Origin of the sequence: Streptomyces sp. NPDC101234 (assembly GCF_044767525.1) — a bacterium.
Classification (GTDB): Bacteria; Actinomycetota; Actinomycetes; order Streptomycetales; family Streptomycetaceae; genus Streptomyces; species Streptomyces sasae.
Genome location: NZ_JBIWOA010000011.1, coordinates 97,279 through 112,241, shown reverse-complemented (window position 1 = coordinate 112,241; position 14,963 = coordinate 97,279). Strand labels below are relative to the sequence as shown.

Annotated in this window: 12 protein-coding genes; 6 read left to right on the top strand and 6 right to left on the bottom strand. The window is 70.5% G+C overall.

Annotation, left to right across the window (positions count from 1 at the left end):
• The first annotated feature begins 21 nt into the window (after positions 1 to 21).
• The 3 genes from ACIRR9_RS21355 to ACIRR9_RS21345 all read left to right on the top strand — a co-directional run bounded on the left by ACIRR9_RS21355 (position 22) and on the right by ACIRR9_RS21345 (position 4,759).
• Entirely contained in the window at positions 22 to 2,217 is a 2,196-nt protein-coding gene (locus tag ACIRR9_RS21355) for a 3-hydroxyacyl-CoA dehydrogenase NAD-binding domain-containing protein (RefSeq protein WP_403753978.1), read from the top strand.
• Positions 2,218 to 2,340: 123 nt separating this feature from the next.
• Positions 2,341 to 3,963 carry a thiamine pyrophosphate-binding protein gene (locus tag ACIRR9_RS21350; protein ID WP_403753975.1) on the top strand — a complete coding sequence of 541 codons (1,623 nt, stop codon included), beginning with the start codon at positions 2,341 to 2,343 and terminating at the stop codon, positions 3,961 to 3,963.
• 55 nt (positions 3,964 to 4,018) lie between these two features.
• Positions 4,019 to 4,759 carry an IclR family transcriptional regulator gene (locus ACIRR9_RS21345; protein WP_403254332.1) on the top strand — a complete coding sequence of 247 codons (741 nt, stop codon included), beginning with the start codon at positions 4,019 to 4,021 and terminating at the stop codon, positions 4,757 to 4,759.
• Positions 4,760 to 4,874: 115 nt separating this feature from the next.
• Here the strand turns inward: ACIRR9_RS21345 and ACIRR9_RS21340 are convergent, their stop codons facing one another.
• The 3 genes from ACIRR9_RS21340 to ACIRR9_RS21330 are packed head-to-tail and all read right to left on the bottom strand — an operon-like array spanning position 4,875 to position 8,446.
• Positions 4,875 to 6,332 carry a sugar ABC transporter ATP-binding protein gene (locus tag ACIRR9_RS21340; protein ID WP_403753972.1) on the bottom strand — a complete coding sequence of 486 codons (1,458 nt, stop codon included), beginning with the start codon at positions 6,330 to 6,332 and terminating at the stop codon, positions 4,875 to 4,877.
• Position 6,333: 1 nt separating this feature from the next.
• Positions 6,334 to 7,395 (bottom strand): sugar ABC transporter substrate-binding protein, encoded by a 1,062-nt coding sequence (locus tag ACIRR9_RS21335; protein WP_403753969.1) that lies wholly within the window; start codon positions 7,393 to 7,395, stop codon positions 6,334 to 6,336.
• Positions 7,396 to 7,420: 25 nt separating this feature from the next.
• Positions 7,421 to 8,446, bottom strand: coding sequence for an ABC transporter permease (locus ACIRR9_RS21330; protein WP_403753966.1), 1,026 nt, complete (start codon positions 8,444 to 8,446; stop codon positions 7,421 to 7,423).
• Positions 8,447 to 8,608: 162 nt separating this feature from the next.
• Here ACIRR9_RS21330 and ACIRR9_RS21325 point away from each other — a divergent pair, with 162 nt between their 5' ends.
• Positions 8,609 to 9,334 (top strand): SDR family NAD(P)-dependent oxidoreductase, encoded by a 726-nt coding sequence (locus ACIRR9_RS21325; RefSeq protein ID WP_403753963.1) that lies wholly within the window; start codon positions 8,609 to 8,611, stop codon positions 9,332 to 9,334.
• Here the strand turns inward: ACIRR9_RS21325 and ACIRR9_RS21320 are convergent.
• Complete coding sequence (locus ACIRR9_RS21320) at positions 9,311 to 10,048, bottom strand: MerR family transcriptional regulator (protein WP_403754424.1); 738 nt, start codon at positions 10,046 to 10,048, stop codon at positions 9,311 to 9,313. The two genes, ACIRR9_RS21325 and ACIRR9_RS21320, sit on opposite strands and share 24 nt — an antisense overlap.
• Positions 10,049 to 10,312: 264 nt before the next feature.
• Here ACIRR9_RS21320 and ACIRR9_RS21315 point away from each other — a divergent pair, with 264 nt between their 5' ends.
• Positions 10,313 to 11,782, top strand: a complete 1,470-nt coding sequence (locus ACIRR9_RS21315) for an amino acid permease (protein WP_403753960.1) — start codon at positions 10,313 to 10,315, stop codon at positions 11,780 to 11,782.
• A 42-nt stretch (positions 11,783 to 11,824) separates the two neighbouring features.
• A complete protein-coding gene (locus ACIRR9_RS21310; protein ID WP_403753957.1) occupies positions 11,825 to 12,328 on the top strand; it encodes a macro domain-containing protein in 504 nt (167 codons plus the stop codon).
• A gap of 58 nt (positions 12,329 to 12,386) precedes the next feature.
• On the opposite strand, the gene ACIRR9_RS21305 is transcribed toward ACIRR9_RS21310, so the two are convergent.
• Both ACIRR9_RS21305 and ACIRR9_RS21300 read right to left on the bottom strand, forming a co-directional pair.
• Positions 12,387 to 13,334, bottom strand: coding sequence for a hypothetical protein (locus ACIRR9_RS21305; RefSeq protein WP_403753954.1), 948 nt, complete (start codon positions 13,332 to 13,334; stop codon positions 12,387 to 12,389).
• Positions 13,335 to 13,572: 238 nt separating this feature from the next.
• Entirely contained in the window at positions 13,573 to 13,779 is a 207-nt protein-coding gene (locus ACIRR9_RS21300; protein WP_403753951.1) for a hypothetical protein, read from the bottom strand.
• Positions 13,780 to 14,963 lie beyond the last annotated feature (1,184 nt).

Sequence of the window (14,963 nt, the reverse complement as noted above, 5' to 3'; positions counted from 1 at the left end):
GACTTCACGGAGACACGAGCCATGACCGAGAGCACCACCATCCGCTGGGAACAGGACGACACCGGCGTCGTCACCCTCGTCCTCGACGCCCCCAACCAGTCCGCCAACACCATGAACGCGGCCTTCGTCGAGTCGATCGCCGCGATCGCCGACCGCCTGGAGGCCGAGAAGGACTCGATCCGGGGCGTCATCTTCACCTCCGCCAAGAAGACCTTCTTCGCCGGCGGCGACCTGCGCGACCTCATCCGGGTCACCCCCGAGACCGCCCAGGACCTCTTCGACGGCGGCCTCGCCATCAAGCGCAACCTGCGCCGCATCGAGACCCTCGGCAAGCCCGTCGTCGCCGCCATCAACGGCGCGGCCCTGGGCGGCGGTTACGAGCTCGCCCTCGCCTGCCACCACCGGGTCGCCCTCGACACCCCCGGCACCAAGATCGGCTGCCCCGAGGTCACCCTCGGCCTGCTCCCCGGCGGTGGCGGAGTCGTCCGCACGGTACGCCTCCTGGGCATCGCCGACGCCCTGCTGAAGGTCCTCCTCCAGGGCACCCAGTACAACGCCACGCGCGCGTTGCAGAACGGCCTGATCCACGAGGTCGCCGCGACCCCCGACGAACTGCTGGCCAAGGCCCGCGCGTTCATCGACGCCAACCCCGAGTCCCAGCAGCCCTGGGACAAGCCCGGCTACCGGATCCCCGGCGGCACACCCGCCAACCCCAAGTTCGCCGCCAACCTGCCCGCGTTCCCGGCCAGCCTGCGCAAGCAGACCAACAACGCCCCCTACCCGGCGCCGCGCCGCATCCTCGCCGCCGCCGTCGAGGGCAGCCAGGTCGACTTCGAGACCGCCCAGGTCATCGAGGCCCGCTACTTCGTCGAGCTGGCCGCCGGGCAGATCTCGAAGAACATGATCCAGGCGTTCTTCTTCGATCTCCAGGCCGTCAACTCCGGCGCCAACCGCCCCAAGGGCGTCGAGCCCCGCAAGGTCACCAAGGTCGCCGTCCTCGGCGCGGGCATGATGGGCGCTGGCATCGCCTACTCGTGCGCCCGCGCGGGCATCGACGTCGTCCTCAAGGACGTCTCGACCGAGGCCGCTCAGAAGGGCAAGGGTTACTCCGAGAAGCTGTGCGCCAAGGCCGTCGCCAAGGGCCGCACCAGCCAGGAGAAGGCCGACGCGCTGCTCGCCCGGATCACGCCCACCGGGGACCCGCAGGACCTGGCCGGCTGCGACGCCGTCATCGAGGCCGTCTTCGAGGACACCGCCCTCAAGCACAAGGTCTTCCAGGAGATCGAGTCCGTCGTCGCCCCCGACGCGCTGCTCTGCTCCAACACCTCCACCCTGCCCATCACCGCCCTCGCCGAGGGCGTCGAGCGGCAGAGCGACTTCATCGGACTGCACTTCTTCTCGCCCGTCGACAAGATGCCGCTCGTCGAGATCATCAAGGGCGAGCGCACCGGCGACGAGGCCCTCGCCCGCGCCTTCGACCTGGTCCGGCAGATCAACAAGACGCCGATCGTCGTCAACGACTCGCGCGGCTTCTTCACCTCGCGCGTCATCGGCCACTTCATCAACGAGGGCGTCGCCATGGTCGGCGAGGGCATCGAGCCCGCCTCGGTCGAGCAGGCGGCCGCCCAGGCCGGCTACCCGGCCAAGGTGCTCTCCCTGATGGACGAGCTGACGCTCACCCTGCCCCAGAAGATCCGCCGCGAGTCCCGGCTGGCCATCGAGGAGGCCGGCGGCACCTGGCAGGCGCACCCGGCCGAGGCCGTCATCGACCGCATGGTCGACGAGTTCGGCCGCCCCGGGCGCAGCGGCGGAGCGGGCTTCTACGACTACGCCGAGGACGGCAGCCGTGCCGCCCTGTGGCCCGGCCTGCGTGAGCACTTCACCGAGCCCGGCCACCAGATCCCGTTCCGGGACATGCAGGAACGCATGCTCTTCGCCGAGGCGCTGGACACCGTGCGCCTCCTGGAGGAGGGCGTCCTGACCTCGGTCGCCGACGCCAACATCGGATCGATCTTCGGCATCGGGTTCCCCGGCTGGACGGGCGGTGTGCTCCAGTACGTCAACGGCTACGACGCCTACGGCGGGGCGAGTGCCGGGCTGCCCGGCTTCGTGGCACGCGCGCGTGAGCTCGCGGAGACCTACGGCGAGCGGTTCACCCCGCCCGCGCTGCTGGTCGAGAAGGCGGAGAAGGGGGAGACCTTCACCGACGCGCGCTGAGCCGAGCGCGTCACCCGGCCGACCGGCCTGTGTCGTTGAGCGACACGCCGGGCTTGCTCCCGGGGGAGGCGGAACCGGACGCTGACCGAACCGGTCCCGGTCCCGCCCCCCGGAGGAGCCCCCATGGGATACCGCCCCGCCCTCGCCCTGCTGGAGATCCTGCGCAGCGAGGGCGTGGACCGGATCTTCGGCAACCCCGGCACGACCGAACTGCCCTTCCTGGCCGCCCTGTCGGGGGCCGCCGACGCCCCCGAGTACGTCCCCGGCGTGCACGAGGGCGCGGTCGTCTCGATGGCCGACGGCTACGCCCGCGGCACCGGCCGCCCCGCCTTCGTCAGCCTGCACATCGCGGCGGGCCTCGCCAACGGCCTGATCGGCCTCCTCAACGCCCGCCGCTCCCGCACCCCGCTGGTGGTCACGGCGGGCCAGCAGGACCGCCGCCACCTCCAGCAGGACCCCATGCTCTCCGGCGACCTGACCGGCCTCGCCCGCCCGGCGGCGAAAGCGGTGTACGACCTCCAGCACGCCCGCGACCTGCCGCTGGCCCTGCGCCGCGCCTTCGCCCTCGCGGTACGGCCGCCCGCCGGGCCGGTGTTCCTGTCCGTCCCGATGGACCTGCTGACGGAGGACACGGAGGTCGAGGTCCCGGCCCGCACGGCGCCGCCGGTCCTCGGCCCGGCAACCGGCCTCGACCACGCGGCCGAGCTGCTGGCCGCCGCGCACCGGCCCGGGATCGTGGCCGGGGACGGAGTCGGCCGCGAGGGCGCGCTCGCCGAACTGATCCTGGTGGCCGAGGCCTGCGGCGCCCCGGTGCACCATCAGCCGATGGCCGACTGCCTGAACTTCCCCACCACGCACCCCCTGTACGCCGGGATGCTCCCGCCCCGCCATGACGCCATCCGCAAGGATCTCGCCCGCTACGACACCCTCTTCATCGCGGGCGCCCACGCCTTCACCCCGCACCACTACAGCCCGGGGCCCGCCCTGCCACCGAACCTTACGGTCGTCCAACTCGACTCGGACGCCGACGAGATCGGCCGCAACTTCCCGGCCGCCGCCCCACTGGTGGGCGGACTGGCCCCCTCGCTGAAGCGGCTGGCCGGCCTTCTGCGGGACCGGGTGCCCATGGCGGCGTCCCGGATCAGCGAGGCGGGCGACCGGCACACCGTCGAGCGCGCGGACGCCGAGGCCGCCGCGCGCGCCGCCTACTCCCCGGCACCCCTGGCCCCCTGGGCCGCCGCCCACGCCGTCGCCGACGGGCTGCCGCCGGATGCCGTGGTGGTCGAAGAGGCCATCACCGTAGGTCTGTTGCTCCGCCGCCTGGTCCGCCTCGACCGTCCCGGCAGCTACACCCACACCATCGGCGGCGGCCTCGGCTGGGGCATCGGCGCCGCCGTCGGCCGTGCCCTCGCCGAACCCGGCCGGCCCGTGGTGGCGGTCCTCGGCGACGGCTGCGCCCTCTTCGGCCTCCAGGGGCTGTGGAGCGCGGCCCGCGAGTCGGTACCGGTGCTGTTCGTCGTCATGGGCAACGGCTCCTACCGCACCCTCCAGGACACGTACGCGTCGATGGGCGGCAAGGGCGGCTGCCCGGGGACGGAACTGGGGGAACTGGACTTCACCCGGGCCGCCGACTTCTTCGGGGTGGCTTCGGTACGGGCGCGCAGTGCCGATCATCTGCGCGAACTGGTGGCTAGGGCGGGGGAGTTGCGTGCCCCGCTTCTGGTGGACGTGCCACTGCGCTCCTGAACTCCCCCTGCCGTACACCTTGTCGTCCCGCCCCCACCAAGACGACCATCGCTGCATGTCGGACCGTCAGCCTCCGAAGTCCGTGCTCGCCCGCGGCGCCCTCCTGCTCCGTGCCTGCGGGGACTGCGAGACCGCGCTCTCGCTGGCCGAGCTCGCCCAGCGCAGCGGCCTGCCGAAACCCACCGTGCACCGGCTGGTCGGCGAGCTGGTGCGGCTGGGGCTGGTCGAGCGGACCGCCGAGGGCAGCTACCGGCTCGCGCTCGCGCTGTTCGTGCTGGGGCAGTCGGCGCCGTCCGTGCGGGAGTTGCGGGACGCGGCGCTGCCGTACCTGGGCGATCTGCACGAGGCGACCCGGGAGAACGTGCATCTGGCCGTGCCGGACGGCTCCGACACCCTCTTCCTGGAGAAGGTCACCGGCCGGCGCGCCACCCCGATCGTCTCTCGCAGCGGCGGCCGGCTGCCCGCCCACTGCACCGCCACCGGCAAGGTCTTCCTGGCCCAGGACCCGTGTCCGCCGCAGCGCACCCTGCCCCGGCTGACCCCGCGCACCCTGGTACTGCCGGGCCAGCTCGCCCGCGACCTCGCCCTCACCCGGGCCCGCGGCTTCGGCGTGAACCTGGAGGAGGCGGAGGTCGGCATCTCGGCGGTCGCGGCGCCCGTGTACGCGCTCGGCCGCGGCTCCCGCCCGGTCGCCGCGCTCTCCGTGACCGGCGGGACCCGGCGCCTCGACGTGGACCGGGTCGGCGCCTCGGTCTGCGCGGCGGCACGGGCGCTGACCCGGAGACTGTCGGCCTGAACGGCGGCACGGGGCCCCTCGGAATCCATCGGGCGCAGGCGCCCCCCCGTAATCCGTCGGGCGCGGACGCCCCCTCGGAATCCGTTAGGCGCGGGCGCCACGCCCCCGGAACCCGTCAGCCCAATCCCTGCTGCATCGCCACCGCCAGCCCCTGCTCCGTGAGCCCCTCCCCGGACAGCTCCCCGGCGATCCGGCCGCGCACGAACACCAGCACCCGGTCGCACACCTCCGTCAGCTCGGCGAGGTCGGTCGAGGCGAGGAGTACGGCCGCACCGCCCGCCGCCAACTCGCCCACGATCCGGTGCATCTCGGCCCGTACGCCGATGTCGACGCCCCGGGTCGGATCGTCCAGGACGACGATCTTCGGGTCGGTGCCGAGCCACTTGGCGAAGACGACCTTCTGCTGGTTGCCGCCGGACAGCCGGGCCACCACGTCGTACGGCCCACCGCGCAGCCGCAGCCGTTCGGTCAGGTCGACGGTACGGCGGACCAGTTCGGCGCGCGCCGGCAGCACCCCCTCCCGGCCCAGCGCCAGCCAGGTCACCGACGTCGTGTTCTCCCACACCGTCCGGTCCGTCATCAGCCCGTACCGCTTGCGGTCGCTGGGCACGAAGGCGACCCCCGAGCGGATCGCCTCCCGCAACGAGCCCGGCTGTCCCCGGCCGCCGATGTCCACCCGGCCGGCCGACACGGCCGTACGCCCGCACACCACCTCCAACGCGTCCAGATGGCCCGCCCCTTGCAGCCCCGCGACCCCGACCACCTCTCCCGCCCGCACCGCCAGCGTCACATCGGCCAGCCGGCCCGGCACGCTCACCCCGGACAGCACCACCGGCGTCGGCCCCTCGGCCGCCGCCCGAGCCCGGCGCACCGGCTGCTGCGGACCGCCGCCGCCCAGCATCGCCGCCACCAGCTGCGGCACGTCCACCTCGGCCCGCCGCACGCCCGCCAGCGCAACCCGGCCGTCCCGCAGCACCGTCACCCGCTGTGCGAAGCGCATCACCTCGTCCAGGAAGTGGGTGACGTAGAGGACCGCGATGCCCCGGGCGGTGAGGGTGCGCAGGACGCGTTCCAGGCGGTCCACCGCTTCCTTCGGCAGCGCGGACGTCGGTTCGTCCAGGACCAGGAGGCGGGGGCTGCGCAGCAGGGCCCGGGCTATCTCCGTCAATTGCTGGTCGGCTAGGGGAAGTTCGGCGAGACGGGTGCCGAGGTCCACGTCCAGCCCCAGTTCGGCCAGGACCGGTCCCGCCGCCCGGTCCATCGCCGCCCGGTCGACGAGGCCGAACCGGCGCAGCTCCCCGTCCGGGAAGAGGTTCTCCCGCACGGTGAGGTCGGGGAACAGGCTCAACTCCTGGGAGACGACGGCGATCCGGGTGTCGTCGGCCAGGCGGACCGCACCCGCGTCCGCCGTCAGCGTGCCCGACAGGATCCGCACCAGAGTCGACTTGCCGGCGCCGTTCTCACCGACCAGGGCGTGCACCTCGCCGGTGCGCAGCGTGATCGACGCGCCGTCCAACGCCCGTACCCCGCCATAGGACTTGACGACATCGTCCGCCACCAGGACCTCGGTCATCTCAGCGGGCGTCCTTCAGCGGCCTGAGGTTGGCCTGCTCGTCGCCGAGCAGTTTGTCGATCGTCGGTTTGTACCAGTCGTAGGCCGCGGTCGCCGACTTCTGCCGGGCGATGATCGCGTCGATGCCGGAGGAGTCGACCACCGCGCCGGGGGAGAGGAACCAACCCTGCGGCAGTTTGCCGCCCTTGTCGCGGACCGCCTCGACCAGCATCGCCGTGGAGAGATAGCCCTTGAGGAAGTGCTGCGGGTCGATGGTGACGAAGTTCGAGCCGTCCTTGACCGCCTCCAGCGTCTTCGGGTCGACGTCGAAGCCCGCCGTCAGCCACTTCCCGTGCTCCGACTTCTTGATCTTGGCGAGGTTGTAGCTGTCCGCGTCCCCGACCCCCAGGAAGGCGAGCGCGTCCGGATGCGCGTTGACCTGCGCGGACCATGAGCTGTAGTTCTGCCCGGGATCGCTGTACGTCTGGAAGGGACCGAGCACCTTGACGCCCGGCGCCTCCTTCGCGAAGGTGTCGGAGATCCCCTTGGCCCGGTTGTCCAGCACGGGGGTGCCCGGGTTCGGCACTCCGATGACGATCTCCCCCTGGGGATTCGCGCCGAGCCGCTTCAGCGCCTCCTTCGCCATCAGCTCACCGAGGGCGTAGTTGTCGTTGCCCACATAGAAGTTCACCTTGCTGCCGTCGGTGGGCGAGGTGTCCAGGGCGACGACCGGGATGCCCTGGTCGACGGCGCGGGCGGCGGGGCGGGTGAAGATCGGCGGGTCCAGGTTCTCCAGGACGATGCCGTCCTTGGCGCGGGTGGTCAGGTTCTGGAAGAGCTGCGCCTCGGCCGGGCCGTCCGTGTTCGGCGGGCCCACCGCCTGGAAGTCGACCTTGCCCGCGTGGCTCGCGGCACTCTGCGCGCCGAGCACCATCTCATGGGCGAAGTTGAGCGAGATGTTGGCGACCGCTATGCCCATGTTCAGCTTGTCGCCCTTCCCGGAGCCGCTGTTGCCGCAGCCGGCCGCACCGAGCAGCAACAGCGCGCCCAGCGCGGCGGACACCGTACGGAATCGGGGGTGCATCACGGCCTCCCAGGCTCATCGGGGCTCATTTGCGTCGGCGCCCCGTGCGGCGCAGCGCGCTGTCCGCCGCGACCGCGACGAGGATGACCCCGCCGGTCGCGAACGACGTCCAGTTGATGGGTACTTCGAAGAACACCAGGCCCGCCGCCACGACCGACAGGATCATCGCCCCGGCCACCGCACCGACCACCGAACCCCGCCCGCCGGCCAGCGGGGTGCCACCGATGATGCAGGCCGCGATGGCCTGCAACTCGTAACCCTGGCCGAGGGTCGGGTCGCCGGCGCCGTAGAAGGCGAGCGCCAGGGCGGCCGCGCACGCCGTGGTCAGGCCGGACAGCGCAAGGGCCTGGATCCGGGTACGCACCACCGGGATACCGCTGAACTCGGCCGCGTCCGGATTGGAGCCGATCGCCCGCACCCGCGCCCCGAACCGGGTCCGGGACAGCACCACGGCGAGCACCACGGCCACCACCAGCAGCACCCACAGCGCGAACGGCACCCCGCCCGGATCCCCGCCCGCGAACGTGAAGAACGAGTCGTCCAGAGGGAGATCGGTGATCTGCCTGCCGTCCGCGAGCGCCAGCCCGACACCCCGGTACAGCATCAGCGTGCCCAGCGTCACGATGAACGACGGCAGCGCGAGCAGTGTCGTCACCAGGGCGTTGAACACCCCCAGCACCGCCCCCGTCACCAGCATCACCGGCACCGCCAGCCAGGCCTCCACCCCGGCCCGCACCAGCAGCGCCCCGACCACCAGGACCATCGCGTACGTCCCGCCCACCGACAGGTCGACCTCGCGCATCGCCAGCGCGAACACCATCCCGCACGCCATCAGCGAGATGTAGACCGAGTTGTGCGCGGTGGTCAGCAGGTTCCCGCTGCTCAGGAAGTCCGGGTACGGGATGCCGATCCCCGCCACGAGCAGCCCCAGCACGAGCAGCACGCCCAGCTCGTCCCGGACCAGCCGGCGGGGCAGCGGGCGTCGGCGCGGCCCGCCGCCCTGTCCACGGGCGCGCTCGGCATCGTCCACGGCACGCTCGGTCTCGGTCATCGGGCACGGCTCCCGTACGGCTGGCGCTGGGGGTGCGGCCCGTCCGGTGGATCAGGCCGCGCCCCGCAGCGTCGGTCCCCCGGCCGCGCACGGCAACCGGCCCGTTCCGGCGAGTGAAATGCGGGCTTGCCCGCGGCCCCGACGACTCCTCACACTCACCGCATGCAGACGCGGACCGCACTGGTGACCGGAGCGGCACAGGGCCTCGGGCAGGAGTTCGCGGTCGCGCTCGCCGGGCGCGGCTACCGGGTCGCCGGCCTCGACCTCGTCCCGCAGGGCGAGACCGCCGGAAAGGTCCTGGACTATCTGGAACTGGTCGCCGACGTCACCGACGAGGAGCAGGTACGGGCAGCACTGCGGCATGTGACCGACGCGTTCGGCACCCTGCACGTCGTCGTCAACAACGCGGGCGTCTACCCGGCGCGGCCCTTCGAGGAGACGACCGCCGAGGACTGGCGGCGGGTCATGCGCGTCAACCTGGAGGCGCCGTTCCTGGTGACCCGGGCCGCGCTGCCCCATCTCAAGGCGGCCGGATGGGGCCGCATCGTCAACATCGTGTCGGCGGCCGTGTTCACCGCACCGCCCGACATGGTCCCCTACGTCGCCTCGAAGACCGGCCTGATCGGCTTCACCCGCGCGCTGGCCGCGGCCCTCGGGCCGTACGACATCACCGTCAACGCGATCGCGCCCAGCATGGTGCGCACCGCCACAGCCGAGCGCACGGTCGGCGCGGACGGCGGCTTCGACCTCGTCCGCTCCCAGCAGGTCGTGCCGCGCACCCAGGAGACGGCCGACCTGGTCTCCACCCTGCTGTACGTGGTGGACGAGGGCAGCGGCTTCCTGACCGGGCAGACGCTCAACGTGTCAGGAGGGTCGGCCTTCCTCTGACTCCGGGCATGATTCCGGGAGCCATTGGTGGACCTCCGCCTTCAGAGACCGCTGGAAGGTCGTCAGCAGGGCCTGCACGATCAGCGGCTGCATGTGCGCGGACAGGGACTTCACGTCCTCCTCGGCCCGCTCCGCCACCTCGGCCCGGAACAGCTGCGACAGCTCGTGGGCGGCGGCCCGCGAGTGTTCGGTCAGCACCGTGCGCGCCGCGAGGATCGCCTTCTCGGACAGCGGTACGTCGAGGAGCTGCACGGCGAGCCGGAGCAGGCCGGGATCGATGCGGTAGGCGTCGCCGTCGGGCCGTACGACGTCCATGGCGACGAGCCGCTCGACGTCCTCCCCGTCCAGCGGCCGCCCGGCCCGCCGCCGCAGCTCCTGAGCCGTCACCGTCTCCTCCGCGTCCGGCGCCCAGGAGGCGACCACGGCCCGGTGGATCGCCAGGTCGTGGTCGCTGAGGCCGGGCGGCAGCCGGTCCAGATAGCGCTCGATCGCCGCCAGCGTCATGCCCTGGTGCTGGAGCTCCTCGATGAGCGCCAGCCGGGCCAGATGCTCCGGCCCGTAGTGGCCGACCCGGCGCGGGCCGATCACCGGCGGCGGGAGCAGCCCCTTGGTGCCGTAGAACCGGACCGTGCGGACCGTGGTGCCGGCCCGGACGGCCAGTTCGTCGATCGTGAGCGCAGGCTCCCCGGAACCACTGTCGGTGTCGGTCGTCATGCGCAGCAGTATCGCTGTCACACCGGCACTGTGACACCTGCGGCTCACCCGCGACGGCTGACCATCTGTTCGACCGATGTTCGCCCGGATGTCACGGTCATGACCTTGTGAGAAGTGCCGCTCTGTGACCTGCGCCATCGCATACTCCCTGGTCAGCGGGGGAAGGTGGCGCCTTGGTCTGTGCCCACCACCGAGCGCGCCGACCGAGAACGTCCGGACACCCGAGCGCGACCCGCTCGGGCGCACCAGAGAGTGGAACCACCTGTGAGCAAGGACGCCGTGGACACGGCACAGGCCGTCGCCACCCGGACCGACGCGGCCCAGGCGCCCGCGGACGCGGGCGACGCCGGCTACAGCAAGGACCTCAAGGCCCGCCACGTCAACATGATCGCCATCGGCGGCGCGATCGGCACCGGCCTCTTCCTGGGAGCCGGCGGACGCCTCCACAACGCCGGCCCGGCCCTCGCCCTCGCCTACCTGGTCTGCGGAATCTTCGCCTTCTTCGTGGTCCGCGCCCTCGGCGAGCTGGTCCTGTACCGGCCCTCCTCCGGTTCCTTCGTGTCGTACGCGCGCGAGTTCCTCGGCGAGAAGGGCGCCTACGTCGCCGGCTGGATGTACTTCCTGAACTGGTCGACCACCGGCATCGCCGACATCACCGCGATCGCGCTCTACACGCACTACTGGTCCATGTTCACCAGCATCCCCCAGTGGACGCTCGCGCTGGTCGCCCTGGCCGTCGTCCTGGCGGTGAACCTGATCTCGGTGAAGATCTTCGGCGAGATGGAGTTCTGGTTCGCGATCATCAAGGTCGCGACCCTGGTCGGCTTCATGCTGATCGGCATCTTCCTGCTGGCCACCCAGCACAAGGTCGACGGCCACACCCCGGGCCTGAGCACGATCGCCGACCACGGCGGTGTGTTCCCGCACGGCCTGATGCCGGTCGTCCTCGTCATGCAGGGCGTGATCTTCGCGTACGCGGCCCTGGAACTGGTCGGCGTCGCGGCCGGCGAGACCGCCCAGCCGGAGAAGGTCGTCCCGCGCGCGGTGAACTCGATCATGTGGCGGGTCGGCCTGTTCTACGTCGGCTCGGTCGTCCTGCTGGCCCTGCTCCTGCCCGGCTCGGTCTACTCGGCCGACGAGAGCCCCTTCGTCACGGTCCTCTCCAAGATCGGCGTCTCGGGCGCGGGCGACGTGATGAACATGGTCGTCCTCACCGCCGCGATGTCCTCCCTGAACTCCGGCCTGTACTCCACGGGCCGCATCCTGCGCTCGATGGCGACGGCGGGCTCCGCCCCGAAGTTCACGGCCCGGATGAACCGCAGCCAGGTCCCCTACGGCGGCATCCTGCTGACCTGCGCGGTCTGCGTGCTCGGTGTCGGCCTGAACTACCTGATGCCGAGCCAGGCGTTCGAGATCGTGCTGAACGTCGCCTCCCTCGGCATCATCAGCACCTGGGTGATCATCATGCTCTGCCACCTGGTCTTCGTCCGGCGTGCCAAGGCGGGCATGGTGGAGCGCCCCGCGTTCCGTCTCCGCTTCAGCCCGTACACCGAGATCGCCACGGTCGCCTTCCTGCTGGTCTGCCTCGGCATGATGTGGAACGACCCGGAGGTCGGCCGCAAGACCCTGCTGCTCATCCCCGTGATCGCGGCCCTGCTCGTGGCCGGCTGGTTCGGCGTCCGCCGCAGGGTCTCCGCGACGGCCGACCAGGAACTCTCCCAGCTGACGAAGTAGAAGGTCAGCGCCACTGTCAGTGGCATCGCCTACGGTGGCGTCATGTCGGAGAGTCCGGAGATCACGTACATCCGGGGTGACGCCACCGCGCCGTCGGGCAAAGGCGTCAAGGTGATCGCCCATGTCTGCAACGACCTGGGGGGCTGGGGAAAGGGCTTCGTCCTGGCGCTGTCGCGCCGCTGGCCGGAGCCCGAGAAGGCCTACCGCGCCTGGCACCGAGACCGCGCACACAACGACTTCGCCCTCGGCGCGGTCCAACTGGTCCGCGCCGACCGCTACATCTGGGTGGCCAACATGATCGGCCAACGCGGGACCAGGACGGGCAGCAAGGGAGTACCGGTCCGCTACGAGGCCATCGACACGGCGCTGGGCAGCCTGGCCGACAAGGCGCTGGAACTCGGCGCGTCGGTGCACATGCCGCGCATAGGGTGCGGGCTTGCGGGCGGAAAATGGTCCCGAGTCGAACCGCTGATCAAGGAACGGCTGGTGGGCCGGGGGGTCGCGGTCACGGTGTACGACCACGGCGAGGACTCGTCCCGGCACTGACTGCTTCGGTTCGGCAGGGCCACGGACCTCCACGTCGGCGGCGCGACGATCGTAGCCGTCATGACAGGCCGAGCCGTTCTGCGAGAACGGTGAGCGCGCTCGTGACCGTCGTCCCGGCCGTGGCGAGTGCTCCGGCTTGCCGCAGACTTTCCGTGAAGCGCTGCAAATGCCCGGCAGCCACCTCACGGTCCGGCTCATCCCGCTCCAGTGCGTTTCGCACCGTACCCAGCTCCCGCTGCGCCGCGGCCCGCTCATCCGCCGTCAGCCGCATCCGGTTCAGGGCAACGTGCAGTGTGGCCAGCAGATTCACCAACTCTTCGCTGCTGTCGTCTCCCTCGCGCACGATCTGGTCACGTGCGGCGGTGTACTGCCGACCGCTGCCGGCGTTGACGGAGCCCTGGACGTTCCGGAAGTCATATGTGGCACCGGTGCCAGGCATGATGGTTCCTCTCGTCTGGATGAGAGTCTGGCGAGTGGATTCTTCCCGACGTTTTCGTGCAGCCTTTGAAAGGTCCTGTCCTGTACCGGCGAGGAGGCCGCCGAATGCGAATGCGGAGAATCCCAGCATAAATCGCGGAACGCCGAAGATCTTTAGGGCGACGAAGCCATTTTCTTCGGGTGGCAAATTGGCGCTTTGGAATATCGCGGACATGGAGAGTGCGAAGCCCGTGATGGCGATCGGGCTCCCGGCGATCATGATCAGTCGGCCGAATCCCCGGCCTTGGAAGAGTTCGTCCTGGGGCTCGTAATCGGCGTCCACGATGACCCGGTTATCGTTGCCGTGGATGTCGCGTCCCGCAACGTACTGCTGACCCCCGCCGATGTTGGCCGGTCCGTGGACATCATGGAGGTACGTTGCCGGCCTCGGCGGGTCGCTGGCTGATGGCGGGATGAATTCACCTGACATTTTTTCCTGCGTCTCCGTGCTGTCGTTCGATCGGCGGATCGCGAAGTCGATGGTCCTTCTCGCATCGAACGGCATTTCGATGACATTGCAGTGGTCCACTCCGGGGTGCCGTATGCATCCGCTCTTTCTGGAAGATGTGGGTAGAGCATATGGAGCCGCGCCGACCGGGACAGCCGAACTATGGACTCCGTTTTGAAGCGTGTCGGCTGACGTGCGCCGCAGCTGTGTCCGCGAGTTCCTGCTGTTCTACCGAAAGAGTGAATAACGAGGTGCGGACCTGACGACCTGTCCTGGGCCGTGTGGTGCGCTCTGTGCAGGGCGCACCCTGGAGACCCTCCTACTTCAGGGCTGCGATGATCACGGCGAACGTGGAGATGCCGATCGTGAAGGTGGCGCCGAAGGCGATGAACCCCCGAGCGACCGCTGCTGGAGTGAGGGCGCCTTCCCACTTGGCGATCCCGAACCCGATGGCGCCCGCCAGGACGGAAAGCACAGTGAGAACGATGAACGCGAGCATCAGGAACATCACGTCGTGGACGCTCATGTGGCACCTCGCGGCTGCTGCGTGCAATCAGTCCTGACGGGCGGCGGCTGGGAGACCCGGATCCGAAGCGTGCGAGTGGCCCGGTGGAGGAACGTGGGGAAACGGGTCTGATGAATGATGAGCGTTTCGTCGTGTGAACCGCACCGAGAGTTGTTTCGCATGACCGATTCCTGAAGCCGTGGGGTGAGTTCGCCTGGGAAGGCGACCCTGCTGAGGGAACGCCGTGCCGGAATCACGCTTCGCTGCCGATGGGGTGGGGACAAGGCTGCAGCCGCGGCGACGAATGAGAACGGGATGGCGGTCGTCGGCACGAGACGCTGGAAGACAAGGGAGATGTCGATCACGAGTGCACCGCCTGGATCGCTGGGTGCCGGTGGGGAATTACGACGATCCCTGGGCAGAACCCGCCAGCGGGCCGGTTGGATGGTTCTCCGGTGACAACCGCGATTGTCCAGCGAACAACCGAGCGGGAGGGTGTGTGGCCGCCAGGGGGAAGCGACCGGGGCGACCTTGGGGATCGCCACGAGGGTCGTGTGACGAGATCAACCAGCTGGTTGCGCTGGTGCGTTCCTGGCTTGACGAGACATCGGTGTCGGTGGCACAGCTTCATCGGCAACTCACGCCGGACCACTTCGTCGCGAAGTCCGTGCCCGAGTTGCGCCGGCTTCGGGACTTGCTGTCCGGCGAGGCGCTGGAGTGGGACCTGGTCGAAGCCGTGGCCGATGTCTGCTTCCCGCACGAACCAGCTGACCGCGCCGGGCAGCGGCTTCAGGTGGCACGAGAGTTGTGGGACCAGGCACAGATCAGCCCGGGACCGATCAAGGAGACGCAGGAGCTGGCGCTCGCCCGGGACCTGCTGGCGGCCAAGGACCGGACCATCGAGGTCTATGAGGAGATGCAGCGCGTCAGGCAGGCCTACGAGGCCAGCGAGCGAGGTTGGCACCAGGCGCTGCAGATCTCCACGCTGCTGTTTGCCATGCTCGGCCAGGCCCAGGCCAAGGTTGCCGAGCTGAAACGTCGGGTCGACGCCCTGCAGTCATTGCCGACCCAGGACCTGGGAGAGCACCAGGCGCTGGAGCTGCGTCTCTCCCGTGCGCAGTGGCAGCAGGCCGAATTGCGCGCCCAGCTGGCGCGAGCCGAGCAGGAGCGGGACACCGCGCAGCAAGTCGCCGACCATGCCGCAC